General features: G+C 71.5%; 20 protein-coding genes. 12 read left to right on the forward strand and 8 right to left on the reverse strand.

Annotated elements, in window-relative coordinates; all coding sequences use genetic code 11:
* Positions 1 to 48 precede the first annotated feature (48 nt).
* The 3 genes from ASE20_RS23540 to ASE20_RS23550 are packed head-to-tail and all read left to right on the forward strand — an operon-like array spanning position 49 to position 3,522.
* Positions 49 to 2,208 carry a putative bifunctional diguanylate cyclase/phosphodiesterase gene (locus ASE20_RS23540; protein WP_056897023.1) on the forward strand — a complete coding sequence of 720 codons (2,160 nt, stop codon included), beginning with the start codon at positions 49 to 51 and terminating at the stop codon, positions 2,206 to 2,208.
* Positions 2,205 to 2,720, forward strand: coding sequence for a GGDEF domain-containing protein (locus tag ASE20_RS23545; protein ID WP_056897024.1), 516 nt, complete (start codon positions 2,205 to 2,207; stop codon positions 2,718 to 2,720). Before ASE20_RS23540 ends, ASE20_RS23545 begins: the two co-directional genes overlap by 4 nt.
* A 10-nt stretch (positions 2,721 to 2,730) precedes the next feature.
* Complete coding sequence (locus tag ASE20_RS23550; RefSeq protein WP_056897025.1) at positions 2,731 to 3,522, forward strand: hypothetical protein; 792 nt, start codon at positions 2,731 to 2,733, stop codon at positions 3,520 to 3,522.
* A 124-nt stretch (positions 3,523 to 3,646) separates the two neighbouring features.
* Here the strand turns inward: ASE20_RS23550 and ASE20_RS23555 are convergent, their stop codons facing one another.
* Complete coding sequence (locus ASE20_RS23555; protein WP_056897026.1) at positions 3,647 to 4,264, reverse strand: TetR/AcrR family transcriptional regulator; 618 nt, start codon at positions 4,262 to 4,264, stop codon at positions 3,647 to 3,649.
* Between the two features lie 152 nt (positions 4,265 to 4,416).
* On the opposite strand from ASE20_RS23555, the gene ASE20_RS23560 reads away from it, so the two are divergent.
* From ASE20_RS23560 to ASE20_RS23590, 7 genes are all read left to right on the forward strand, one after another.
* Positions 4,417 to 5,205, forward strand: a complete 789-nt coding sequence (locus ASE20_RS23560; protein ID WP_056897027.1) for an SDR family NAD(P)-dependent oxidoreductase — start codon at positions 4,417 to 4,419, stop codon at positions 5,203 to 5,205.
* A 13-nt stretch (positions 5,206 to 5,218) separates the two neighbouring features.
* Complete coding sequence (locus ASE20_RS23565; protein ID WP_056897028.1) at positions 5,219 to 6,349, forward strand: DUF5938 domain-containing protein; 1,131 nt, start codon at positions 5,219 to 5,221, stop codon at positions 6,347 to 6,349.
* Positions 6,350 to 6,363: 14 nt separating this feature from the next.
* The gene (locus ASE20_RS23570; RefSeq protein WP_056897029.1) at positions 6,364 to 7,953 is read left to right on the forward strand and encodes an acyl-CoA synthetase; all 1,590 of its coding nucleotides are present in this window, start codon (positions 6,364 to 6,366) and stop codon (positions 7,951 to 7,953) included.
* Positions 7,954 to 8,563: 610 nt separating this feature from the next.
* Positions 8,564 to 9,163, forward strand: a complete 600-nt coding sequence (locus ASE20_RS23575) for a carboxymuconolactone decarboxylase family protein (protein ID WP_056897030.1) — start codon at positions 8,564 to 8,566, stop codon at positions 9,161 to 9,163.
* Complete coding sequence (locus ASE20_RS23580; protein ID WP_056897031.1) at positions 9,160 to 10,029, forward strand: RNA polymerase sigma-70 factor; 870 nt, start codon at positions 9,160 to 9,162, stop codon at positions 10,027 to 10,029. The genes ASE20_RS23575 and ASE20_RS23580 overlap by 4 nt, the downstream gene beginning before the upstream one ends.
* Positions 10,030 to 10,051: 22 nt before the next feature.
* Positions 10,052 to 11,029 carry a zinc-binding dehydrogenase gene (locus ASE20_RS23585; protein ID WP_056897032.1) on the forward strand — a complete coding sequence of 326 codons (978 nt, stop codon included), beginning with the start codon at positions 10,052 to 10,054 and terminating at the stop codon, positions 11,027 to 11,029.
* A gap of 109 nt (positions 11,030 to 11,138) precedes the next feature.
* Positions 11,139 to 11,756, forward strand: coding sequence for a VOC family protein (locus ASE20_RS23590; RefSeq protein ID WP_056897033.1), 618 nt, complete (start codon positions 11,139 to 11,141; stop codon positions 11,754 to 11,756).
* Here ASE20_RS23590 and ASE20_RS23595 read toward each other — a convergent pair.
* From ASE20_RS23595 to ASE20_RS23615, 5 genes are all read right to left on the reverse strand, one after another.
* Positions 11,746 to 13,152 carry a cytochrome P450 gene (locus ASE20_RS23595; protein ID WP_056917974.1) on the reverse strand — a complete coding sequence of 469 codons (1,407 nt, stop codon included), beginning with the start codon at positions 13,150 to 13,152 and terminating at the stop codon, positions 11,746 to 11,748. The genes ASE20_RS23590 and ASE20_RS23595 overlap by 11 nt on opposite strands.
* Before the next feature lie 39 nt (positions 13,153 to 13,191).
* Positions 13,192 to 14,136: a hypothetical protein gene (locus tag ASE20_RS23600; RefSeq protein WP_200952929.1), complete on the reverse strand. Its 945-nt coding sequence runs from the start codon at positions 14,134 to 14,136 to the stop codon at positions 13,192 to 13,194.
* 86 nt (positions 14,137 to 14,222) lie between these two features.
* Positions 14,223 to 14,801 (reverse strand): TMEM165/GDT1 family protein, encoded by a 579-nt coding sequence (locus ASE20_RS23605; protein WP_056897036.1) that lies wholly within the window; start codon positions 14,799 to 14,801, stop codon positions 14,223 to 14,225.
* 229 nt (positions 14,802 to 15,030) lie between these two features.
* Positions 15,031 to 16,413, reverse strand: coding sequence for an NAD(P)/FAD-dependent oxidoreductase (locus tag ASE20_RS23610; RefSeq protein ID WP_056897037.1), 1,383 nt, complete (start codon positions 16,411 to 16,413; stop codon positions 15,031 to 15,033).
* Between the two features lie 84 nt (positions 16,414 to 16,497).
* Positions 16,498 to 16,989: a CAP domain-containing protein gene (locus ASE20_RS23615; protein ID WP_056897038.1), complete on the reverse strand. Its 492-nt coding sequence runs from the start codon at positions 16,987 to 16,989 to the stop codon at positions 16,498 to 16,500.
* Positions 16,990 to 17,125: 136 nt separating this feature from the next.
* On the opposite strand from ASE20_RS23615, the gene ASE20_RS23620 reads away from it, so the two are divergent.
* Positions 17,126 to 17,503, forward strand: coding sequence for a DoxX family protein (locus tag ASE20_RS23620; protein ID WP_056897039.1), 378 nt, complete (start codon positions 17,126 to 17,128; stop codon positions 17,501 to 17,503).
* Positions 17,504 to 17,516: 13 nt separating this feature from the next.
* Here ASE20_RS23620 and ASE20_RS23625 read toward each other — a convergent pair whose 3' ends face one another.
* On the reverse strand, positions 17,517 to 17,756 hold the full coding sequence (locus tag ASE20_RS23625; protein ID WP_157538556.1) for a hypothetical protein: 240 nt from the start codon (positions 17,754 to 17,756) through the stop codon (positions 17,517 to 17,519).
* A gap of 56 nt (positions 17,757 to 17,812) precedes the next feature.
* On the opposite strand from ASE20_RS23625, the gene ASE20_RS23630 reads away from it, so the two are divergent.
* Positions 17,813 to 18,433, forward strand: coding sequence for a hypothetical protein (locus ASE20_RS23630; protein ID WP_056897041.1), 621 nt, complete (start codon positions 17,813 to 17,815; stop codon positions 18,431 to 18,433).
* A gap of 213 nt (positions 18,434 to 18,646) precedes the next feature.
* Here the strand turns inward: ASE20_RS23630 and ASE20_RS23635 are convergent, their stop codons facing one another.
* Entirely contained in the window at positions 18,647 to 23,350 is a 4,704-nt protein-coding gene (locus ASE20_RS23635) for an SdrD B-like domain-containing protein (RefSeq protein ID WP_157538555.1), read from the reverse strand.
* Positions 23,351 to 23,462: the final 112 nt, after the last annotated feature.

Here is a 23,462-nt window from a genome sequence, read left to right on the forward strand (position 1 = left end):
GGGAGCGGACGCGACCCGTGGGTCGACTCCGCCGACGAGGTGGGACAAGTGGTGGTCCAGGCCGACGGCGACGGCGCGCCGGCCATCGGCATGCCCTCGGGCGCCTCCGAGCAGGAGGCGCAGCGACTGCGCCTCATCCTCGAGGCGGCACCCAGTGCGATGCTGATGGTCGACCGGTCCGGACACGTCGTGCTGATCAACGCGCAGGCGGAGCAGCTGTTCGGCATCGGACGTGCGCGCCTGCTGGAGATGGAGGTCGAGGACCTCATCCCCCGTCGTTCGCGAGCAGCCCACCACACGTACCGGTCGCGCTACCTCGCCCGACCCGCTGCCCGCCCGATGGGCGCGGGGCGCGATCTCTACGGCCTGCGCGGCGACGGCACCGAGGTGCCGATCGAGATCGGCCTCAACCCGATCACGATCGGCGAGGAGTCCTTCGTCCTGGCCTCGGTCATCGACATCAGCGAGCGCCTCGCGACCCAAGCGGCCCTGGAGTCCGTCGGGCGCGACTCCCTGCGCCGCAGCATCCTGGCCAGCATGCCCTGCAGCGTGGTCGCGACCGACCTCGAGGGCAGGATCCTGGCCGCCAACCCCGCGACCGAGGTGCTGCTGGGCTACCCGGAGGCAGAGCTCGTGGGCCAGCCGCTCGGTCGCCTCTACTCCGGTCCCGGCCACGGCGGCCGGGCGGCCGACCTCCCCGCCGTGGCCACGGGCGAGGAGCGGGAGGTCGACTACCGCCGCCGCGACGGCTCGACCGTCGCCGTGGGTGAGGTGATCAGCCCCGTCATCGACGACGACGGCGGGGTCGTCACCGGCTACCTGGCGGTCGCCTTCGACATCACCAAGCGGGTCGAGGCGCGGGCGAGGGTGGCCTACCTGGCGAGCCACGACTCCCTGACCGGCCTCCCCAACCGTGCCACCTTGACCCGGCACCTCGAGGAGGCGATCCGCGAGGCAGAGCGGAAGCAGGAGCTGGTCGCGCTGCTCCTCCTCGACGTCGACCACTTCAAGCGTGTCAACGACTCGCTGGGGCATCACGCCGGCGACCGCCTGTTGCTGGGCCTCGCGGACCGTCTCCGGCACACGGCGCAGGACCGGGACCTCGTCGCGCGGCTCGGCGGCGACGAGTTCGTGGTCGTGATCTGTGGCCTGACCCGCATCGACGAGGTCACCGCGCGGGTCGATCGACTCGCCGCGGCCCTGCCCGGATCGGTGACCGTCGACAACCGCGAGGTGCTGGCCACGGCGAGCATCGGTTGCGCCGTCTATCCCGACCACGGGCGCTCGCCGGCGCACATGCTGAAGCACGCCGACATCGCGATGTACCGCGCCAAGGCGGCCGGCCGCAACAACCTGCGCTGGTACGACGAGTCGATGGGCGCCGACGGCAGCGACAAGCTGGTCCTGTCCACCGCCCTGCAGCAGGCACTCGACCGGGAGGGCGAGCTCTCGGTCGCCTACCAGCCCCAGGTCGACCTCGCGACGGGAACCCTCGTCGGATTCGAGGCCCTCGCCCGCTGGTCCTCGCCCGCGCTGGGCGTCGTCCCCCCGGACCGCTTCATCCCGGTGGCGGAGGATTCGGGCCTCATCGCGCACCTCGGCGCGCACGTGCTCCGACAGGCGTGCCGGGACGCCGTGACGCTGCGTGAGGAGCTCGACCTCCCGTTGCGCATGGCCGTGAACGTGTCGCCCCGGCAATTCGCTCGAAGCACCTGGCTCGACGAGCTGGACGCCGCGCTCGCCGACTCCGGCCTCGACCCGGCCGCCCTCGAGCTCGAGATCACCGAGGGGACGCTGATGGACGACGACAACGACGTCCGGCTGGTGCTGCACGAGCTCAAGAGCATCGGCACGCGGATCGTCGTCGACGACTTCGGCCAGGGCTACTCCAGCCTCGCGTACCTGACCCGCTTCCCCGTCGACAAGCTCAAGATCGACCGCGAGTTCGTCCGGCGGATCGCGGCCACCCATGCCGACGCCGCGGTGATCGACGCGATCCTCGCGATGTCGCACGCGCTGGGGATGCGGGTCGCCGCCGAGGGCGTGGAGACCCGCGAGCAGGTGGACTACCTCAGCGCGCGGGGCTGCGACGAGGCGCAGGGCTTCTACTACGGCGAGGGCGTTCCCCTCCCGGAGGTCGCCCGCCACGCCCATCTCCTGGCGGCAAGTGCTCACCCGTCCCCGTCCCGAGCCGAAGGACTGATGTGACCACCACCGCGCTGTACGACGCGGAGACCGGCCTCCCGGGTCGCGGGCTCCTGACCGACCGGCTCCTGATGGCGTTGCGCGGGGCGGAGCGCACCGGCCACGAGGTCGGCCTGGTGCTGCTCGAGCTCACCTCGATCGAGCACGAGGACGCTGCCACCGGCACGCCCGACGTCCTGAGCGAGGTCCTCCAGGAGGTCGCCGAGCGGCTCAGCGCGTGCATCCGGGGCGTCGACTCCGTGGGCCGGCTGGGGCCGACCACCTTCGCACTGGTGCTCCAGGGCGAGGTCGGCGAGGAGGGGATCCGCACCCTCGCGCGGCGGGTGCTCTTCGAGCTCAGCCCTCCGATCCTGACCGGCCTGCGCCAGCACTTCGTCACGGCCCGGCTCGGCGGCACGTTCGCCGTACCCGGTCTCGACGACCCGCGCTCGATGCTGCGCCGTGCGGGCGTCGCGCTGGACCAGGCGCGGCAGCCGGACGCGGAGCTGTTCGTCCTCCACGACACGGGGGACTAGTGTCCCCCTCGTGCTGATGCGACCGGCGGAGCTCGAGGCCATCCGCGAGGGCGCGGTCGACCTGGCGTTCCGGCGCTGGGACCGCCCGCGGGTCAAGGTGGGCACCCGGCTGCGGACCGCCGTGGGTCTCGTCGAGGTGGTCAGCGTCGAGCCGACGTCCCTCTCGGCCCTCCGGGCCGAGGACGCCCGCCGCGCGGGAGCGGCCAACCTCGCGGCCCTCAAGGACGCGCTCGCCGCCCGGCCGGAGCGCCCGGTGTTCCGCATCGGCCTCCGGTACGCCGGCACCGATCCCCGCGAGACGCTGCGCGACACGCTGCCCGACAGCGCCGAGGTCGCCACGATCCTGGCCGGCCTGGACCGGCTCGACGCCGCCTCGCCGATCGGCCCCTGGACGCGGACCACGCTGCGGATCATCGACCGCAACCCGGAGGTCCGCGCGCCCGAGCTCGCCGCCGAGCTGACCCGCCCGACGGCCGAGTTCAAGCGCGACGTCCGCAAGCTCAAGGAGCGGGGACTGACCGAGTCCCTCGCCATCGGCTACCGCCTCTCACCCCGCGGCGAGGTCGTCCTCGACCACGTCGACGGACCGCGCGAGCGCGCCCCGCGCCGTGACGGCCACCCGCTGCCGCGCACCATCGGCGCCCCCGCCACCCGCGCCCTGCGCGGGGTCGACGTGCACACCCTCGAGGCCGTCAGCGGCTGGTCGCGCCGCGACCTCGCCGCACTCCACGGCGTCGGGCCGATCGCGCTCGACCGACTCGAGGCGGCGCTGGCCCAGCTGGGGCTGACCTACGCCGGCTGATCCCGCGAGAGGGCAGCTGGTAGCGGCTCGTACGACCATCGCTGACGGTTCGCGCAGCCATGACTCACGGTTCGCGGGACCATTTGCGACGGTTCGTGGAGCCACGAGCCACGGTTCGTGGGGGTCAGGCGGGTGAGAGCAGCACCGGCATCAGCTCGTGCACCTGGGTGCGCAGCTCGTCGAGCACGCCCTTGCGCCCGCACAGGTGGCCCAGCAAGGCCTGCTGGAACAGTCCGTCGAGGAGGCCGTAGGCCACCGAGGGAGCCATCGCGGGAGCCCGGCCGGCGAGCTCGGCGTAGGTGCTGATCACCCGCCAGATCATGTCCTCGAGTGTCTTGTCGATCTGCAGGACGGCCTCGCGCAGGGACTCCTCGAACATGCTCTGCGAGCGCAGGTCGTACCAGAGCCGGTGCATCGGCGCCTCGTCGAGGATCGTCTCGACGAGCTTGTCGGCGAAGCCCTCGACGAGTCCGTCCGCCGTCGTGGCGGAGTCGACGACGCCGTCGTAACGATGGACGCAGGTCGCCTTGTACTGCCGCACGCAGTAGACGATCAGCTCGAGCTTGTCGTGGAAGTAGTAGTGGACGACGCCGTGGGAGAACTCCGAGTTGTTCGCGATCTCGCGCAGGCTGGCGCGGGCGTAGCCGAGCTCGCCGAGGGTCCGCAGGGCGGAGTCGGCCAGTGCGCGGCGGCGCTCGTCGTGCTTGTCAGCAGGCGTACGACGAGCCGTGGCAGTCGTCATGGGGCCCGAGGCTACCGGCTGCGCGGAGCTTTGTGACCGACAACCAAAGAGAAATCTTGACGTTTGTCCAGAAAAGTCTTGACGGTTGTCAAGGAACAGGAGTTGTGTGGCCCACGTCACCCCACGAACCACCGACGAAGGAGTCGCACCCCATGACTGACCTCGAACTGGCGGGCCGCAAGGCGTTCGTCACCGGCGGCGCCCAGGGCCTGGGCAAGAAGTTCGCCGAGCACCTCACCGCCGCCGGCGCGACCGTCGTGGTCGCCGACCTGCAGGACGAGAAGGGCAAGGAGGTGGCCGAGTCGATCGGCGGCACCTTCGTCCACCTCGACGTCACCGACGACGCCTCGTGGGAGGCCGCCGTCGCGCAGGCCGTCAGCGAGGTCGGTGGGCTCGACATCCTCGTCAACAACGCCGGCATCGAGATCGCCAGCCTCTTCATCAACCTCGACGCCGATGTCGCGCGCCGGATCTTCGACGTCAACGTCGTCGGTACGTCGCTCGGCATCAAGCACGCCTTCCGGACCATGGGTCCCGGAGGAGCCGGGGGCAAGGGCGGTTCGGTGATCAACGTCGCCTCGGTCGCCGCGCACATCGCCTTCCCGGCCCTGTCGCAGTACTCCGCGTCGAAGTCGGCCGTCGACCGGATCACCCGGGTGGCCGCGATGGAGGCCGGCAAGCTCGGCCTCGGCGTACGCGTCAACTGCGTCGCACCCGGCCTGATCCCCAACGAGATGGGCGCGGGCCTCGCCAACGAGCTGACGGCCATGGGCCTCTTCGAGTCCGCGGAGGCCGCGGTGGGCCAGGTCGTCGAGCTCACGCCGTCGGGCGGCTTGGCCACCGAGGAGGACATCGCCGAGGCCGTGGTCTTCCTCGCCTCCGACCGCTCGAAGTTCATCAACGGCGTCGACCTGTCGGTCGACGGCGGCATGGGAATGTGAAGGAGATCCACCCATGAGCACCCACAAGCCCGTCATCGTCTACGGCGCCTCCGGCTACACCGGCCGCCTCATCTGCGAGTACCTCCGCGAGTTCGGCGTCCCCTTCGTCGCCGCCGGCCGCGACGAGGGCAAGCTCAAGGCCTCCATGGAGGCCAACGTCCCCGGCATCGAGACCGCCGACTACGAGGTCGTCCAGGTCGACCACACCGTCGAGGCACTCACCGAGCTGTTCAGCGGCGCGAGCGTCGTGTGCAACACGGTCGGCCCGTTCAGCAAGTACGGCGTCGAGGTCGTCGAGGCCTGCCTCGCCGCGGGCACCCACTACCTCGACACCACCGGAGAGCAGGACTGGCTGATCACCTGCGACGAGAAGTACGGCGCCGACTTCGCCGCCGCCGGCCTCCTCCTCTCCCCCGGCATCGCGCAGATGTACACGACCGGCGAGATCGCCGCCGAGCTCTGCCTCGAGAAGCCGGGCCTCGACACCCTCGACATCGCGGTGTTCTGGGGGGGCTCCCCCACGATCGCCTCGACCCAGACGATCCTTGTCAACGCCGCGACGTCGAGGGCCCACTTCCTCCAGCAGAACCAGTACGCCGAGTTCGACCCCACGCAGGGGCTGGTCTCGCTCGTCGTACCCGGACAGCACGAGCTCGCACTCTCGCTGCCGTGGGGCGGCACGTCCCACCCGGTCTGGTACCGCAAGGACCCGCGGGTCGCGAACTGCAAGGCGCAGGGCGGTGTCTTCAACGCGGCGCTGATGAACGGCGTCCCGCAGATCGTGGCCGGAGCGCTGGAGGCGACGAAGGACATGAGCGAGGACGAGCGCGACCAGGCGCTCACCGCGACGGCGGCGCAGGTGATGAACCAGATGCCGCCGCGCGAGAACCCGCGCCTCAACAAGTCCCTCGACTCGGTGCACGCCTCCGGCCCACTCGGCCGCGCACACTGCGTCATCCACGGCAACCAGAACTACAAGCAGACCGGCCTCCTGCAGGCCTATGCGGCGTACTCGCTGCTCCAGCAGCCACCGCTGCGGGTCGGCTTCGCGTCCGGGTGCAAGGCGTTCGGCCACCGCGAGCTGCTGGGCCAGCTGCGCGCGTTCGGCCTCGTCGCCGAGCCGGTGCTCACGGTCGAGGGCTGAGGAGGGCCGGGTCGGTGCGACTGGTCGACTACCTGGACAAGGGTGCCTCGCTGGGGGGCGACGCGCCCTGCCTGGTCTGCGACGGGCGGACGTGGACCTACGACGAGGTCCGCGACCTCGCCGGACGGATCGCGTCCGCCCTCGCAGGACGGGGCGTCCGGCCCGGCGACAAGGTCGCCATCCTGTCCTCGAACGACCCGGTGGCCTTCACCTGCGTGTTCGGGATCAGCCGTGCCGGCGCGGTGTGGTGCCCGATCAACCCACGCAACGAGGCCGACGAGAACCGCGAGCTGCTCGACCTGTTCGACTGCTCGGTGCTGATCTTCAAGGCGTCGTACGCCGAGCTCGTCGACAAGATCCGCGGCGACCTGCCGAAGGTCACCACGTTGGTCTGCCTCGACGCCGACGTGGACTGGGCGATGGGCTGGGAGGAGTTCCTGTCCTGCGCGGTCCAGGAGGTCGACGAGGTTTCGAGGCTCGCTGGCGCTCGCACCTCAACCACCGAGTTGTCAGATGACCTCGCGCTGATCGTCGGGACGGGCGGCACCACCGGCCGGCCCAAGGGCGTGATGCTCACCGGCGAGAACATCGAGACGATGACGGCGCTGACCCTGATCGGCTACCCCTGGCCCGACCGGCCCGAGCGGCCGACGTACCTCGCCCTGGCGCCGCTCACCCATGCGGCCGGCGTGCTCTGCTTCCCGGTACTGACCCAGGGCGGCTCGATCGTCGTCATGCGCCAGCCGGACGTCGCAGGCTTCCTGGCCAACGTCGCCGAGCACCGGGTGACGCACACCTTCCTGCCGCCGACCCTGATCTACATGGTGCTCGACCACCCGGACCTGGAGAGCACGGACCTGAGCAGCCTCCAGTGCTTCTGGTACGGCGCCGCGCCCATGTCGGCCAAGCGGCTCGAGGAGGCGCTGACCCGGATCGGGCCGGTGATGGCGCAGCTGTTCGGCCAGACCGAGGCGCCGATGATGATCTCGACGATGGCGCCGGCCGACCACTTCCGCGCCGACGGGAGCATCGCCACCGAACGGCTGTCATCGGCGGGGCGACCGGCTCCGCTGGTGACGGTCTCCATCATGTCCGGCGACGGCACCCTGCTCCCGCCGGGCGAACGCGGCGAGATCGTGGTCCGCAGCTCGCTGGTGATGCGCGGCTACTACAAGGACCCCGAGGCCACGGCCGAGGCGTCGGCCCACGGCTGGCACCACACCGGCGACGTCGGCTACCTCAGCGATCGACCGGGCGATGAGGGCTTCCTCCACATCGTCGACCGCGCGAAGGACATGGTGATCACGGGCGGCTTCAACGTGTACTCCACCGAGGTCGAGCAGGCCCTGATGGCGCACCCCGCCGTCGCCGACTGCGCGGTGGTCGGCCTGCCCGACGAGAAGTGGGGTGAGCGGCTGACCGCCGTCCTGCAGCTGCGGCCCGGCCAGTCGGTCGAGACCGCCGAGGTGCAGGCGTTCGTCAAGGAGCGGATCGGCAGCGTGAAGACGCCGAAGCAGGTCGAGGTGTGGCCGGACCTGCCGCGGTCGAAGGTCGGGAAGGTCCTCAAGACCGAGGTGAAGGCGCAGCTCACTCCCCACGGGTAGCAGTTGCCCGGGCTCGGGAGCGGCGGCCCACTCCGTCGCTCCCGGCCCGTCTGCCCCGGCCCGGCACCTGGGAGCACACCTTCCAGGGCGGCTGCTCCGCGTCCGGCGACGGCGTCGCCGACGCCCGCGCGAGGCCGTCGCGCAGTTCGACTGCCCACTGATGCGGACACCTGCCCGCCGCCGGGCGTCGACCCGATCCACAACTTCATGGACTACACGCAGGACTCCTGCATGAACATGTTCACCCGTGGCCAGGCCGAGCGGATGAGCGACGCGTGGGTGGCCTTCCGCGCCAAGCCGTAGCGGCGCGAAGTGACCCCCTCGAGTGGGCACGAACCGCAGAGTTTCGCCCGATTTTTCTGCGGTCTGTGACCAATCGAGGGGTCGTCCGCGCGCGACAGGCCAGCACGGGCCGGGCGGCCGCGTCAGCGGCGGCGCGGACGAAGTCCGCGCCGACAACCGCGCCGCCNACGCCGGGAGCCGGTCGGATACCGCGCGGCCGCCACAGGAGCTCCGCGACGCCCGCAGGCACCGCGGAGAAATCACCGGAGCTCGACAAGAATCCTGCACAGGTGTGTCACACCCGGGGCCCGACCGGTGTCTTGATGCCATGACCACGACAAGTTCCCCCCGTATCCCCGCCCAGCCCATCACCGGCCTCTACGGCGCCCTCGTCAAGAAGTTCGCGACGAAGATGTTCGGCAGCGTCCCCGAGTCGATGGGCGTCCTGTGGCACCACCTCCCCGCCCTGAAGGCGAGCATGGCCTACGGCCAGAAGCTGCAGAAGTGGGACGAGTGCGACGAGACCCTCAAGACCTACGCGCACATGGCCGTCGCCTCGATGGTCGGCTGCTCGTGGTGCCTCGACTTCAACTACTTCATGGCCCGCGACAAGGGCCTCGACCTCGACAAGGCGCGGGAGGTCCCGAACTGGCGGGCCTCCACGGTGTTCTCGCCGCTCGAGCGCCAGGTGATGGAGTACGCCGAGGCGGCCACCCTGACGCCGCCGACCGTCACCGACGAGATGGTCGCGCCGCTGCTCGCCGAGCTCGGCCCGGCCGGTCTGCTCGAGCTGACCAGCGTGATCGGGTTCGCGAACCTGACGACCCGCTCCAACACCGCGCTCGGCATCGAGTCCGAGGGCTTCTCCGCCGCGTGCGGCCTCAAGCCCCTGGCGGAGCGGCCCGTCGCCGTACCCTCGGCCTCATGAGCGATCCGTTCGTCGCCCACCGCAACCTGCTCTTCACCGTCGCCTACGAGATGCTCGGCTCCGCCGCCGACGCGGAGGACGTGGTGCAGGAGACCTGGTTGCGGTGGGCCGCGGTCGACCACGACGCGATCGACGAGCCGCGGGCCTACCTCGTCCGCATCGTCACCCGGCAGGCCCTCAACCGGCTGCGCACGCTGGCCCGCCGGCGCGAGGACTACGTCGGCGAGTGGCTCCCCGAGCCGCTGCTGACCGCGCCCGACGTCGCCGAGGACGTCGAGCTCGCGGAGAGCGTGTCGATCGCGATGCTCACCGTCCTCGAGACCCTCGGCCCCACCGAGCGGGCGGTCTTCGTGCTGCGCGAGGTCTTCGACCTGCCGTACGACGAGATCGGCGACGCCGTCGGCAAGACCTCCGCCGCGGTCCGCCAGATCGCGCTGCGCGCTCGCAACCACGTCGCCGCCCGCAGGCCGCGGGTGGACGTCGACCGCCGCGAGCAGCAACAGGTCGTGGAGCGCTTCCTGGCCGCCGTACGCACGGGGGACCTGCAGGCGCTCATGGACGCGATGGCGCCCGACGTGCTGCTGCGGGCCGACGGCGGCGGCATCGCCAACGCGATCCGCAAGCCGCTCGCCGGCGCCGAGCCGGTGGCCCGCCTGCTCGCGAACTTCGCGGTGTTCGCGCCCGACGGCGTCCTCGACCTGGTCTGGCTCAACGGCGCGCCCGCCGTGCTGATCCGGGCGGGCGGGGAGATCAGCGCCGTCAGCTTCCGGATCGAGGACGGCCTGATCGGCAACATCTACGTCGTCCGCAACCCGCACAAGCTGACCGCGCTCGACGCGGAGACCCTGCTCAGTCGCGAGGGTTGAGAGGGCGCGCCATGCTGGAGGCATGCGCGCTGTCATGCACCAGGAGTTCGGAGACCCGGCTGAGGTCCTCACCGTCGAGGACGTGGAGGTCCCCGAGCCGGGGCCCGGCGAGGTGCGGGTCCGCACCCTGCTCGCCGCGATCCACAACCACGACCTGTGGACCATCCGCGGGTCCTACGGCTTCAAGCCGGAGCTGCCGGCCCGGTCGGGCACCGAGGCGGTCGGCGTGGTCGAGGCGCTCGGCGAGGGCGTCGAGCACCTCTCCGTCGGCCAGCGGGTCGCGAGCGGCGGCACGTTCGGCGCCTGGGCGGAGTCCTTCGTCGCCAAGGCCGGCGGCCTGATCCCCGTCGCCGACGGCATCTCCGACGAGGTCGCCGCCCAGCTGGTGTCGATGCCGTTCAGCGCGATCAGCCTGCTCGAGTCCCTCGACCTCCAGCCCGGCGACTGGATGGTCCAGAACGCCGCCAACGGCGCGGTCGGCCGGATGGTCGCCCAGCTCGGTGCCGCCCGGGGCGTCAACGTGATCGGCCTGGTCCGTCGTACGGCCGGGGTCGAGGAGCTGGCCGCCCACGACATCGACCGGATCGTCGCCACCGACACCGACGGCTGGGCCGACCAGGTCCGCGCGATCGCCGGCGACGCCCCCATCAAGGTCGGCGTCGACTCCGTCGGCGGCCGGGCCAGCGGCGAGGTGATGTCGCTGCTCGCCGAGAACGCCACGCTCGTGGTGTTCGGCGCGATGCAGTCCCCGACGATGGAGATCAGCTCGGGCGACGTGATCTTCAAGCAGGCCACGGTGCGCGGCTTCTGGGGCAGCACGGTCAGCCGGACCATGCCGGCCGAGCAGCGTCGTGCGCTCTTCGGCGAGCTGATCCAGCGCATCGGCGAGGGCTCGCTGACGCTGCCCGTCGACACGATCTACTCCTTCGACGAGGTGCGCACCGCAGCAGCGGCCAACATGGAGCCCGGCCGCACCGGCAAGATCCTGCTCCGCCCCTGAACCGGATCGTCGACATGTCGAGTCCTCGACATGTCGACAATTCCGCGGCCCGCCAAGCGGTCAGGAATCGAGAAGCACCGCCCCGGTGGACGGACCTAGCGTGATGCCCATGAACATCACCTCCCTCACCATCGAGACCCCCGACCCCGCGGCCGCCGAGGCCTTCCACACCGCCGCCTTCGGGGCCGACCTGCCCCTGGCCTTCCGCGCGTGCGACGTACCGACCGACGGCTTCCGGGGCTTCCACATCTCCCTCATCACCGCGCAGCCCGCCGACGTCGACGCGCTCGCCGAGACCGCGATCGCGGCCGGTGCCGAGGTGATCAAGCCGGTCACCAAGTCCCTCTGGGGCTACGGCGGCGTGCTCCGCTCGCCCGACGGCACGATCTGGAAGGTCGTCAGCGAGTCGAAGAAGAACAAGGGCCCGGCCAGCCGCACGGTCCAGGGCGTCGTGCTGCTCATCGGCGCCGACGACGTCGCAGCCAGCAAGGCGTTCCACGTGGAACGTGGTTTCGGCGTCGCGAAGAGCTTCGGCAAGAAGTACGTCGAGTTCGAGGCCGGCGGCGGCGCGGTCACCCTGGGGCTGCTCAGCCGCAAGGCGCTCGCCAAGGACGCCGGCGTACCCGTGGACGGCAGCGGGTCGCACCGCCTCGCCATCTCCGGCGGGACCACAGCGGCCACCGACCCCGACGGGTTCGCGTGGGAGCCGGCCGAGGTCAGCGTCTGATCGACGTCGCGCGCACCCGGCCGCCGCGACCCGGGATCATCGTCACGTTGCGGCTGATCGGCCGCTCCGGCGCGGGATCGTCGGCCACGAGGTCGGTACGGCGCGCGATCTCGGCGACCACGATCCGCAGCTCCTCCAACGCGAGGGCGGCGCCCAGGCAGCGCCGGGTGCCGCCCCCGAAGGGCAGCCACTCGTGGGTGCCGGGCCTGCGACCGACGAACCGTTCGGGCGCGAACCGGAACGGGTCGGGGTACAGGTCGGCGCGGTGGTGCACCAGCACGATGCCGATCAGCAACCGGCTGCCCGGTGGTACGACGACCTCGCCCAGCTGCCACGGGACCTGCACCCGTCGCCCGATCAGGGGGACGACCGGCCGGACCCGCAGGGACTCGGTGATCGTGGCCTCGAGGTAGCCGTCGGGATCCTCACCCGAGCGCACCACCTCACGCAGAACCCCGTAGGTGCGGGGATTTCGCAGCAACCGCTCGAAGGTCCAGGCGATCGAGTTGGCGGTGGTCTCGTGCCCGGCGAGCACCAGCGTCAGCAGCTCGTTGCGCAGCTCGAGGTCCGTGAGCGGTCGGCCGTCCTCGTCGTGGACGTCCAGCAGCAGCGACAGGATGTCGTGGCGGGCACCGGGCTCGTGGGTCTCGCGGCGGCGCCGGATCACGTCGTACATCGCGTTGTCGAGGCGGCGGATCACCCACTTCTGGGGGCCGATCGACTCCTCGCGATCGAGGTTGAGCAGCTCGCCGAAGCGCGCCACCGGCGACACCGAGAGGGCGAGGGTGCGCTTCATGACGTGGCGCAGCCGGGCCTCGGCGGGATCGGCGCGGTGGTCGATCCCGAAGACGCCGGACATGATCACGTCGAGCGTGATCGCCTGGGTGGTGGCGGCCAGCGGGAACGCGGTGCCCGTCTGCCAGCGGTCGAGGTGGCGGGCCGTCGCGTCGCGGATCTCCTCGCGGTAGCGGGCGATCGCCTCGCCGTGGAAGGACGGCATCATCAGCTTGCGCCGCCGGCGGTGCTGGGCACCGATTGCGGTCAGCACCGACAGCCCGACCACCGGCCGCACGGGCGACTCCCCCGCCAGCGAGGGCACCATCTCCGGGTCCGCGGTGAAGAGTGAGCGCACGTGGTCCGGGTGCTGGGTGACCACGACCGGCTTCGGGTCGAGCAGGCTGGCGAACGAGAAGGCGTCACCGAGCTCGGCCCCCGCGAAGAACTCCCGCCCGAGGTCCGCGGTGATCCGCAGGCTCTGCCGCAGCCGGCTCGGGTGCCCGCTCGCCGGCGCCGGCCGGCCGGTCGACCCGGGCGGCAGCGGCCCGGCCTCCGACGGCACGGGGACGGCCGGTGCGAGCTCGCCGCCCGTCGCGGGGCGCGCGTGCCACGGGACCATGCCGGTCATCGTGCCACGCGCGCCGCCGACGTCGGGACCTCAGGAGACGGCGTACCCCTTGAAGACGTGCACCCCGTCGTAGGAGCCGTTGGCGTTCGAGCGGTTGGTGTTGAAGTACAGCCGGGTCCCGCTGATGCCGACGCCCTCGATCTCGAACTTGGAGTACCTGCTCGACGTGATCCGGAAGGACAGGTCGGTGGCGGCGGTGCGGGTGCCGGACGTGGCCCAGTCGATGCCGCGGTAGACCAGGACGATGCTGCGGTTCTCCTTGGTGAGCGGGTAGTAGACGACCTTGCGGGTGCGGTCGTAGAAGAAGCCCTGGTTGGCGAAGGTGCCGAGGTCGGAGACCGTCGCCCCGTTGACCCGAGCGCCGGTGATGCTCAGCGTGAACGCCCGCGCCAGGTGGACGGTGCCGCTGGTGGCCGTGGCGCCGAGGCTGCCCCGGTAGACCGAGCGGCCGCTCTTGAGGAAGAAGTTGACCTTCGTGGACGACGCCGAGACCACGCTGATCCCGGACGCCTTCGCGACGGCCCCGTCGAGCCGCAGCTGGTAGCTGCCGACCTTCCAGTACCGCGTGCCGTCGTACTTGAGCTTCACCAGCTGCGCGCCGGATCCCTTCATCGTGACGACGAAGAGGTGGTGCACGCCGGCGATGTCGACGATCGTCATGTCGTTCGCGTGCCCGAGCCAGGTGTTGTACGACGAGCCGCTCGTCGCGTTGGTCATGACCGTGCGGGCGCCGGAGGACTTGTTGACGCGGTAGATCACCGCCCGGGTGTCGTCGAGGCCGGTCTTCACCGAGTACAGGTACGTCGAGCCGGCCGCGAAGGCCTGCACCGCGGTCGTGCTGCTGACGTTCGGCGTCGCGGCGACGTCGGAGTACTCGTTGTAGTAGGCCGCGTTCGCCGCCGGCCCGGTGCCGGCGACGATGCCGATCACCAGGGCGAGGAGGACCGCCAGCCGGCGGGCCAGAGAGGTGGTCACGTGCATGAGGTGCTCCCGAGGTCGTCGGGCGCGCCCAGCGCGCGCCCGGGCCCGAACCCTTGCCGCGCCCGGGGCGCCCCAAACAATCAGAGCAGGCCGGCGCCGTCGACGATCAGCAGCACACCGAAGAGCGCGAAGAGGGTCGCGGCGCCGTAGGCGATGACCTTCTCGGGGAGGCGGCGACCGAGCAGTGCGCCGACGCCGATGGCGAGCGCGTCGGCGGCGACCATGCCGAGGGTCGAGCCGAGCCAGGTGCCGAACCAGCCCTCCCGGGTGGCCAGCGTGATGGTGGCGAGCATGGTCTTGTCGCCGAGCTCGGCGAGGAAGAAGGCGACCCCGACGGCGAGGATCGCGGCGCCGGTGGCGTTGCGGGCCTTGTCGGCCTCGTCCTCGGTGAGCTCGTCGCCGCGCAGGGTCCACAGCGCGAAGCCGAGGAAGGCCACGCCGGCGACGATCGCGATCGGGCCCTGGTAGTCGGCGAAGGCGTCGCCGATCAGGGCACCGATGCCGACGGAGGCGAGGTGGACGAGGGCGGTGGCGGCGGTGATGCCGATGATGACGTCGCGGGCGCGGTAGCGCGCGGCGAAGGTCATCGCCATCAGCTGGCTCTTGTCGCCGAGCTCGGCGACGAAGATGACGGCGGTGGACAGCAGGAAGGCGTACATCGGTGGTTCCTCTCGGCACCCGGACGAGAGCCGAACCCCTGCGCGATGGACGCATGCTCTCGACCAGGCGCCCTTGCGGGTCGGCAATCTGGTCGAAAGTCTCGTCCGCCACCGCGATCTCTCGAGGTGGCCTGCCGCACCGGACCCAGGGGTCAGTGTGTCGACGCGGCTGTTGGGGACTACTCCCTTTCGCCGATCAGTCTACCGGTGGTGCGCCGGCAGGGCCGCATCAGCGCCCACTGATGCGGTCCGCGATCCGCGCGAGGGGCGAGGTGGTCGCGCGACCACGGGCCTCGGCACGGTCGGCCGCACGGTAGGCGCCGTACAGCGCCTGGACCGCGATCCACCGCAGCGGCTCGACCTCCCAGCGCCGGGTGCGGTGGCCGACCCACGGCAGCCGGGTCAGCTCGGTGTCGTGTGCGAGGACGAGGTCGGCGAGCGTGCGGCCGGCGAGGTAGGTCGCGGTGACGCCGGTGCCGACGTACCCGCCGGCCCAGCCCAGGCCCGTGGTCCGGTCGAGGCCGACGGTCGCCGACCAGTCCCGCGGTACGCCGAGCACGCCCGACCACGCGTGCGCGACCGGGACGTCGGCCGCGGCCGGGAAGAACTGCCGCAGCAGGGCGGTCAGTCCGTCGATCGTGCGCTGCTGCGTGGTGCCGTCGGTGTCGACGCGCGAGCCGTAGCGGTACGGGACGCCGCGGCCGCCGAAGGCGATCCGGTCGTCGGCGGTGCGCTGCGCGTACATGTAGACGTGGGCGAGGTCGCCGAGCGTCTCGCGACCCTCCCAGCCGAGCTCCTGCCAGGTCGCGGCCGGCAGCGGCTCGGTGACGATGAGCGAGGAGTTCATCGGCAGCCAGGTCCGGCGCTCGCCGCGCAGGGTCGGCGTGAACCCCTCCGTCGCCCGGATGACGTACGGCGCCCGGACCACGCCGTGCCGGGTACGGGCGCTGCCCGGCCGGATCTCCTCGACGTGGCTGTCCTCGTGGATCACCACGCCGCGGCGCTCGGCCGCCAGCGCGAGACCGTGGGCCAGCCGGGCCGGCTGCAGCCGGGCGCAGTGCGGGTGCCACATGCCGCCGACCGCGTCCGCCACGCGGATCCGCTCCCGCAGCGCGGTCGCGTCGAGCAGCTCGACGTCGGTGTGCGGCCACTCCTGCTCGGCCGCGGCGGCCGCCCCGAGGCGGGCCAGCTGGGCCGGCGTGCGCGCGACGGTCAGCTCACCGCCGAGGTGGATGCCGGCGTCGATGCCCTCCCGGGCGGCGACGTCCACGACCGCACGGACCGCCTCGTTCATCGCGCGCTGCTGGGCGATCGCGGCGTCACGGCCGTGCCGGGCGACGTACTGCTCCCGTCCTCCGGTGACGCTGTTGGTCAGCCAGCCGCCGTTGCGGCCGGACGCGCCGAAGCCGGCGAACCGCGACTCCAGCACGACCACGCGCAGCTCGGGCTGCCGCTCCTTGAGGTGGTACGCCGTCCAGAGACCCGTGTAGCCCGCGCCGACGACGCACACGTCGGCCTCGGTGTCACCGGGCAGCGCCGGACGACGGGTGGTGGGGAGGCCGACCTGCTGCCACCAGAAGGAGACCTCGCCGTTGCGGACCGATGCGCTCACGCGGTCATTGTGCCGACGACTCACGACCTTGCGTCATGGGTTCCGTGGGCTCGAGCCCACGGAACCCATGACGCAAGGTCGGGATCAGGGAGCGCGGTAGACCATGCTCACGTAGATGGTCCCGTCCGAGACCCGCCACGCACCCACGGCGGCGCTGCGGAACCCGGAGCGGAGCACGTTGGCGCGGTGGCCCGGCGAACGGAGCCACGCCTCCACCACGCGGGTGGCGGTGAGGTACCGGCCCCGGGCGAGGTTCTCGCCCATCATCGAGCCGCCGCAGCGGTCGAAGACCGCGCCCAGCCCGAAGTGGACGAGGATCCGCTCCGCGGCGAGGCGACGGGCCCGGCGCTCGGCGAAGACGTCGAGGCAGGACGAGGCGCGCAGGGCTGGCAGCCCGTGCCGCGCCCGGACCCGGTTGACCCGGCTCAGCACGGCGCGCTCGTAGTCGGTGTTGACCGCGGACACCCGAAGGGTCGGTGCGGCCGCCCCTGCGAGCGGGGCCGCTGGGGTGGGACCGGCCGCGAGCGCGGCCGACGCGAGGAGCCCGGCCGCAGCCGGGCGCACGAAGGTCTTCATGAGGGGTTCCTCCCGAGACGGAGACGCCGCTTCCTGACGTACGACCTCGTGCGGTACCCCCGCCCCCAGGAGCTGAGACGGTCGGCGGCCCTAGGCTCGGCGCCGAGCGGAACACCCACGTCCTCGAGGAGCGCGCATGAACGTCGTCGTCTGGATCGTCACCGGCCTGCTGGCGGCGCTCTTCCTGATGGCCGGGACGACGAAGCTGGCGAAGTCCCGGGAGCAGCTCGGCACCGACCCGCGCATGGGCTGGTCGCAGGACCTGCCCGCCGGGATGATCAAGCTGATCGGGGCGGCCGAGGTGCTCGGCGGCCTGGGCCTGGTGCTCCCCGGCGCGCTCGAGGTCGCGACCTGGCTGGTGCCCGCCGCGGCGATCGGCCTGGCCGTGCTGATGGCCGGCGCCGTCGTGACCCACGCGCGCCGCAACGAGGCCGCGAGCGCCGGCTTCAACGTCGTGCTGCTGGCGCTCGCGGTCTTCGTCGCGGTCGAGCGGATCGGCCCGCAGGCCTTCTGAGCCCCGTGCGGGATCAGCGGATGGGCAGGCCCCGCAGTCGCTGCGAGGTGTCGCCGGGAAGGACCCCGGCGTGCCACTCCGCGAAGGTGGCCCGCTCCTCCAGGTCGACCTCCGGGTGCGCCCGGATGTAGTCGGCGACGACCCGTTCCGGGTCGGTGCGCTCACCGTTCACGATGAGCCGGCGGTAGGCAACGAGCTGCCGGACCGGAAAGGCCCGCGTGCGGTCGCCCAGCTGTCGATGTTCCCGAGTCATGGCGACCACCGTAACCGGATGTGGGTCGTACGTCGTCCTCAGGGACACTTGGTCCCATGCACGACGACGGCGCCCGCCTGGCTCTCTGGCTCGAGGAGCTCGGTCTCGCCGACCAGCTCGCCGGAGCCGGTCTGCCGACCTTCGACCGCGACTGCAGCGGCGTGGTCCGGTGGCGGGACCCGGGCACACGGACGCCGCTGACCGCCGACCAGGTCGCCGACCTCGACCGCCTGCTGCGCCAGGACGGCGAGGACCCCGCCCACGCCGTACCGCTGGCGCTGGTGCAGCTGCGTCGTCGGGCGCAGGTCCGCGCGGCGCTGCTGGCGAGCCCGGCGCACACCTACGCCAGCCTCGCCGCGCTGCGCGGTGCGTCCGAGAACGCGACCCGCTTCGCCGTGCACAAGGCGGCCGAGCGGCGGGCGCTGCTGGTGGTCGCCCACGACGGCGGCACGCTCGTCCCGGCGTTCCAGCTCGACGAGGCCGGCGAGCTGCGCGAGGAACTCGGCCCCGTCCTCGAGCCACTGCTCGCGGCGCAGATGGATCCGTGGCAGGTGTGGGCCTGGCTGACCCAGCCGGCCGGTCTGCTCGGCGGGCAGGTCCCCCACGAGGCCGCCCGCGACGCCGAGGAGGCCGCGATCGTGCGGCACGCGGCGGTCCGGTTGGCCGAGCGCGCCTGACGCCCGACCGGCCGTCGTGCCGGAGTGGGCTCGCGCCGGCGACCGCGCCGCCCAGCCTACCGACAGGGCCGGGGGTCGGTCAGCTACCGCGCGGCCGCCCCAGGAGCCCCCGCGACAGGATCCCGAGCAGGACCCACCGAAGCGTCAGGAGAGCCGGGAAAAGCACAGTGGGCCGGCCCTGTCGGGCCGGCCCACTGCTTGTCCCCAGCTAGGTCACTTCACCGGGACGGCGGTCACCACCAGGTTGTTGCGGTAGTGGAACCGGCCGTTGCGGTAGGTCACCTTGTCGGCACAGGTCACCAGGACCAGGCGGTGCGCCCCGTTGGTGCGGAACACGCTCGCCGGGATCCCCTTGCTCCGGGCGTACTTCGCCCGGGCGGTGATCCGGTACTCGAACCGCTTGCCGTTCTTGGTGATCGTCACGACCTGACCCACCTTGGCGTTCCGGAGCTTCCAGAAGGCCATCGGAGTGTCGTGGTGGTCGGAGACGTGGCCGGCGATGATCGACGTACCGATCAGGTCACCGACCGCGGCGGAGCGGTTCAGCCAGCCGACCGTGCCGGAGCCGTCCGGGATCACCATCTGGCGCTTCCGGTTGACCCCGACGGTACGGACGCCCGCCTTGATGCCGACCTTCGCGATGCGCAGCTGCGTGGTCGGAGCAGCCAGGCGTGCCCAGAACGGCGGCCTGACGCCGGTCTCGATGGCGATCGGACCGTACGCCGCGCGCTGCACCGTGGTCGTCTCGTTGGCGAGACCACAGCCGTGGCTGACCACGCCGCCGGTGACGTCCTCGACCTTGACGACCCAGGTGTAGACACCGGGGCGGCCCACCTTGATGCCGGGCGAGGTCGTCGTGCCGTTGCCGACCGTGAAGCTCACCTTGCCGACCAGGCGGGCCGGGGTGCACATCGCGGACGAGCGGGTCGCGGTCGGACCGTAGAGGTACGCCGTGGCCTGGGCGGGCGCGTCGAGGCCCGTGACCGTCACCTTGTCGGTGAGCGGGCGGGCGACCGGCGTACCGGACGCGGTGACCGCGAGCTGCACGGTCTTCGCGGCCTGCGTGACCAGGGCCGGCGGGGCGTAGGCGAAGCCGAAGTCCAGCGTCGCGTCGACGTCGCCGTCCTCGTCGAGGTCGCCCGACTCGGCCTGCCACGTCGAGGAGTCGTTCGCTGCGTTGCCCTGACCGGTGACGGTCGGGACGTACTGGGCGAGCGCATCCTTGGTGGACGTGGCATTGCGGTCGATCTTCACCGTGTAGTGCTGGCCCGAGGGCAGTGCCGGCAGGTCGTCGAACGAGTAGCCGCCGTCGGCGTCCGTGGTCCGCGGACCGACGGGGTTGCCGAAGACGTCCGTGACCGGGTTGCCGTCGGGGCCGACGATCCGGAGCACGACACCCTGGATGCCGGGCTCGCCCGCGTCCTGCGTGCCGTCCTTGTCCTTGTCGACCCAGACGAGGTCACCCACGGAGACCGAGGGCTCGACGAAGCCGAAGTCGAGCGACACGTCCTCGTCGCCGTCCTCGGTGAGGTCACCGGACGTGGCCTGCCACGTCGAGGAGTCCGTCGCCGAGGTGCCCTGTCCGGTCTGCGTCGGCAGCAGGTCGCCGAGTGCGGCCACCGTCGCCGGTGCGTCGCGGTCGATCTTCACCGTGTAGTGCTGACCGGCCGGCAGGACCGGCAGCTCGTCGAACAGGTAGTGACCGTTCGCGTCCGTGGTGACCGGGCCGACCACGTTGCCGTGGATGTCGGTGACCGGGTCGCCATCGGGGCCGACGACCGTGAGCACGACGCCCTCGATGCCGTCCTCATTGCCGTCCTGGACACCGTCGCGGTCCTTGTCGAGCCACACGTAGTCGCCCACCGAGACCTCGGCCGGCACGAAGCCGAAGTCGAGCGTCATGTCGCGGTCCTGCGGGTCCGTGAGCGAACGTGCGTCCGCCCGGCCGTTCGACGAGTCGTCGGCGCCGGTGCCCTGACCGGTCTGGGTCGGCTTGTACGCCGCCAGTGCCGGCTGGTCGTTGTCGATCGTGACCGCGTAGTGCTCGCCGTCCTCGTTCACCGGCAGGTCGGTGAAGCTGTAGAAGCCGTTGGCGTCCGTGGTCGTCGTACCGATCTCCACGCCGTCGTTGTCGAGCAGCTTCACGGTGACACCGGGGATGCCGGGCTCGCCGGCGTCCTGGACGCCGTCGCCGTCGAGGTCGACCCACACGAAGTCGCCCACCGAGACCGGCTTCGGGGCGAACCCGAAGTCGAGGGTGAGGTCCTTCGCACCGGCCGTGGTGAGCTCGGCCGAGTTCGCCGTCCACAGCGACGAGTCGAGGGCGGGGTCGCCGCCCTGGCCCGCAGCGGTGGGGTTGTACGGCGCGAGCGCGTCGATGGTCGACGGCGCGGTCTGGTCGATCGTGACCGTGTAGTACTCGCCTGCGGCGAGCACGGGGAGGCCGTCGAACAGGAAGTGGCCGTTCGCGTCCGTGGTCACCGGACCGACCGGGTTGCCGCTGACGTCGGTCACCGGGTCGCCGTTCTGGTCCGTCAGCTTCACGACGACGCCCTGCAGGCCAGGCTCGCCCGCCTCCTTGATGCCGTCGCCGTCGCTGTCGATCCAGACGAGGTTGCCGACCGACACCGACGCGGGCTTGAAGCCGAAGTCGATGGTGTGGTCGTTCTCGCCCCGGTTGCCCGTGGTGATCTCCGCCTGCGGGTAGCCGGCGACCTTGGTGCCGTCGGAGTCGAGGCGGTCCTGGTCGTCGCCGGTGCCCTCGTCCGCGCCGGTGAGGCCGACCGCGGCGAGCGGGCCGCTGCCGGTGTGGTCCTCGGGCTTGTCGAGTCGCACCACGTAGTCGGTGTTGAAGTCGACGTCGTCGTCCACCGAGTCGAAGTAGTACTCGCCACGGCTGTTGGTCACGGTGGTCGCGACCAGCGTGGTGCCGTCAGCGGCGTACAGGTTCACGGTGACGCCGGCGATGCCGTCCTCACCCGCGTCCTGGATGCCGTCGGCGTCGGCGTCGTTCCACACCCGGTTGCCGATCTGGATCGGCGCGAAGTCGCAGATGACCTCCATGTCGGCCATGCCCTGGCCCTTGCCGAAGCCGTCGGAGCCGGTGAGCCGGTTGCCGGCGTTGCCCGCGTTGTGCGGGACCTCGTCGGGGTCGCCGGTCGCGCCGTCGCCGACCGTGTCCAGCGACTGCCCGGTGCCGCGCGACATCGTCGCGTAGCCCTGGGTGAAGATGCCGAACGGGTCCATGACGTTGCTGGCGATACCGCGCTCGCCGCGGCTGAACGCGATGCCGCCGAAGCTGGCCTCGGCGTGGATGGTGCCGTCGCCGTTGAAGAACTCGCCGGCGAACTGACCCGCGGGCACCGCGGCGACGCCGCAGGCACCGTTGAGGTCGAGCACGAACATGCCGTCCGAACCGGGCGTCGGGCAGGCCTTGTTCGTGTCACCACTGACGTTGTAGTTGACCACGCCGACGGTCGAGCCGCCGGTGCCGGTGGTGTCGGCGAAGTAGGTCGAGTTCACGCCGAGCATCTGGTCACCCGTGCGGTCGCGGAAGCCGACGATGAGGTCGCCGTTGTTCTCGACGACGATGTCGGTCATCCACGCCTGCGGGTCCGGGATCTGGCCGGACTTGTTGGCGCACGCGATGCCCACGTCGCTCCACGGCCGGTACGTCGTGTTGTCCCGTCCGACGCAGCCCGAGCCGCCGTTGAGCTCACGCCGGGTGGTCAGGGTCTGGTCCATGACCTTCTCCACAGGCGCGTAGGTGTCCGCGTCGTAGGTCAGGACGATCGCCTTCATGTCGGCGGGGTTCTGGCTCGACTCGGCCGAGCAGACGCCACCGACGTAGAGGACGCCCTTGCGCTCGCCGAGGGCAGCCGGACGCCAGTCGGACGCCGCCGCGCAACCGGGGTTGGCGGAGAGGTCGACGACGTGGGTCGGCGCACCGGCGGTGGCGTCGGAGGCGTCGTACACGTAGAGCTTGCGGTCGAACAGGTTGATCACCTGCAGGTCGTCGCCGTCCTCGCTGACGTCGAGGTCGCCGAGCGACTCCTTGCCGACGGCGGGCGCGAAGTTCCAGTCCAGGCGACCGCCCGGCAGGGTGTCGTTGGTGTGGGCCCGGGTGCCGGTGTTCGGCACGGTGCCCCACAGCGTGGCGCCGCCACCGCTGGCGTTCGTCACGTAGATCGCGCCGGAGCCGCCGGGGCCGTAGGCGCTGCCGCGCTTGGCGAAGGCGCCGGCGAAGACCCGCTTGTCCTGCTTGCGGTAGCCGATGCCGTAGAGCGCACCCGTCGCGGCCTTGTTCGACAGCACGGCCTTGCCGGTGTCGACGCCCTCGCCCCGGAACGGCGCGGTCACGAGGGTGTCCCCGTTGGCGTTGTCGGCGAGGCCGCCGGCTCCGTTGAACATCGGCGGCTGGCAGGCCGTGACGATCAGCGGGTTCGACTGGCAGTAGTCGCTCGAGTCCCAGAAGGCCGTCGTCATCTCGACGGTCTGGTTGGCCGCCACGGTGACGAACTCCTCGTTCGGCGAGAGCCACTTCGCGGCCGGGGTGTCCGCCGAGGCGTCACTCTCGTGGGCCGGTGCCGGCTCGAGGGTCGCCGGGTCGGGGTTGTGGGCCACGAACCGGTAGCTGCCCGGAGGGCCTTCGAAGGTCAGCAGACCGTCGGCGCCCGTCTGCAGCGTCTGCGTCACGCCGGCCTCGTTGGTGACGTCGACATCGACGCCCACCAGGCCGGGCTCGATGAATGCGTCGTCCCAGCCCCCGTCGCCGTTGTAGTCCTGGACCACGCGCACCTTCACCGTGCCGTCGCCCGGGGCCGCCTGTGCGACCGGTACTGGTGTGCCCACCAGTGCCAGCCCGGCTGCTCCCGTCGTCAGCGCGAGGAAGGCGCCTGTACGCCTACCACCCAACATTCGAATCCTTCTCCCACTCATCGCACGTGCCACGTCCGTGATCGACGGACGGGTCTTCCCTGCGCGACCGTAGGGCCGTTCTCAGGCAGGACTCAGGGGTTTGGTGGACACG

The sequence above is a fragment of the Nocardioides sp. Root240 genome (genome assembly GCF_001428825.1).
GTDB lineage: Bacteria > Actinomycetota > Actinomycetes > Propionibacteriales > Nocardioidaceae > Nocardioides.

Excerpts from the sequence above, each read along its gene's own strand:
- ASE20_RS23555 (WP_056897026.1), bottom strand. The coding sequence starts at position 4,264 with ATGACGACTGCCACGGCTCGTCGTACGCCTGCTGACAAGCACGACGAG.
- ASE20_RS23560 (WP_056897027.1), top strand. The coding sequence starts at position 4,417 with ATGACTGACCTCGAACTGGCGGGCCGCAAGGCGTTCGTCACCGGCGGC.
- ASE20_RS23565 (WP_056897028.1), top strand. The coding sequence starts at position 5,219 with ATGAGCACCCACAAGCCCGTCATCGTCTACGGCGCCTCCGGCTACACC.
- ASE20_RS23575 (WP_056897030.1), top strand. The coding sequence starts at position 8,564 with ATGACCACGACAAGTTCCCCCCGTATCCCCGCCCAGCCCATCACCGGC.
- ASE20_RS23580 (WP_056897031.1), top strand. The coding sequence starts at position 9,160 with ATGAGCGATCCGTTCGTCGCCCACCGCAACCTGCTCTTCACCGTCGCC.
- ASE20_RS23585 (WP_056897032.1), top strand. The coding sequence starts at position 10,052 with ATGCGCGCTGTCATGCACCAGGAGTTCGGAGACCCGGCTGAGGTCCTC.
- ASE20_RS23590 (WP_056897033.1), top strand. The coding sequence starts at position 11,139 with ATGAACATCACCTCCCTCACCATCGAGACCCCCGACCCCGCGGCCGCC.
- ASE20_RS23595 (WP_056917974.1), bottom strand. The coding sequence starts at position 13,152 with ATGGTCCCGTGGCACGCGCGCCCCGCGACGGGCGGCGAGCTCGCACCG.
- ASE20_RS23605 (WP_056897036.1), bottom strand. The coding sequence starts at position 14,801 with ATGTACGCCTTCCTGCTGTCCACCGCCGTCATCTTCGTCGCCGAGCTC.
- ASE20_RS23615 (WP_056897038.1), bottom strand. The coding sequence starts at position 16,989 with ATGAAGACCTTCGTGCGCCCGGCTGCGGCCGGGCTCCTCGCGTCGGCC.
- ASE20_RS23620 (WP_056897039.1), top strand. The coding sequence starts at position 17,126 with ATGAACGTCGTCGTCTGGATCGTCACCGGCCTGCTGGCGGCGCTCTTC.
- ASE20_RS23625 (WP_157538556.1), bottom strand. The coding sequence starts at position 17,756 with ATGACTCGGGAACATCGACAGCTGGGCGACCGCACGCGGGCCTTTCCG.
- ASE20_RS23630 (WP_056897041.1), top strand. The coding sequence starts at position 17,813 with ATGCACGACGACGGCGCCCGCCTGGCTCTCTGGCTCGAGGAGCTCGGT.
- ASE20_RS23635 (WP_157538555.1), bottom strand. The coding sequence starts at position 23,350 with ATGTTGGGTGGTAGGCGTACAGGCGCCTTCCTCGCGCTGACGACGGGA.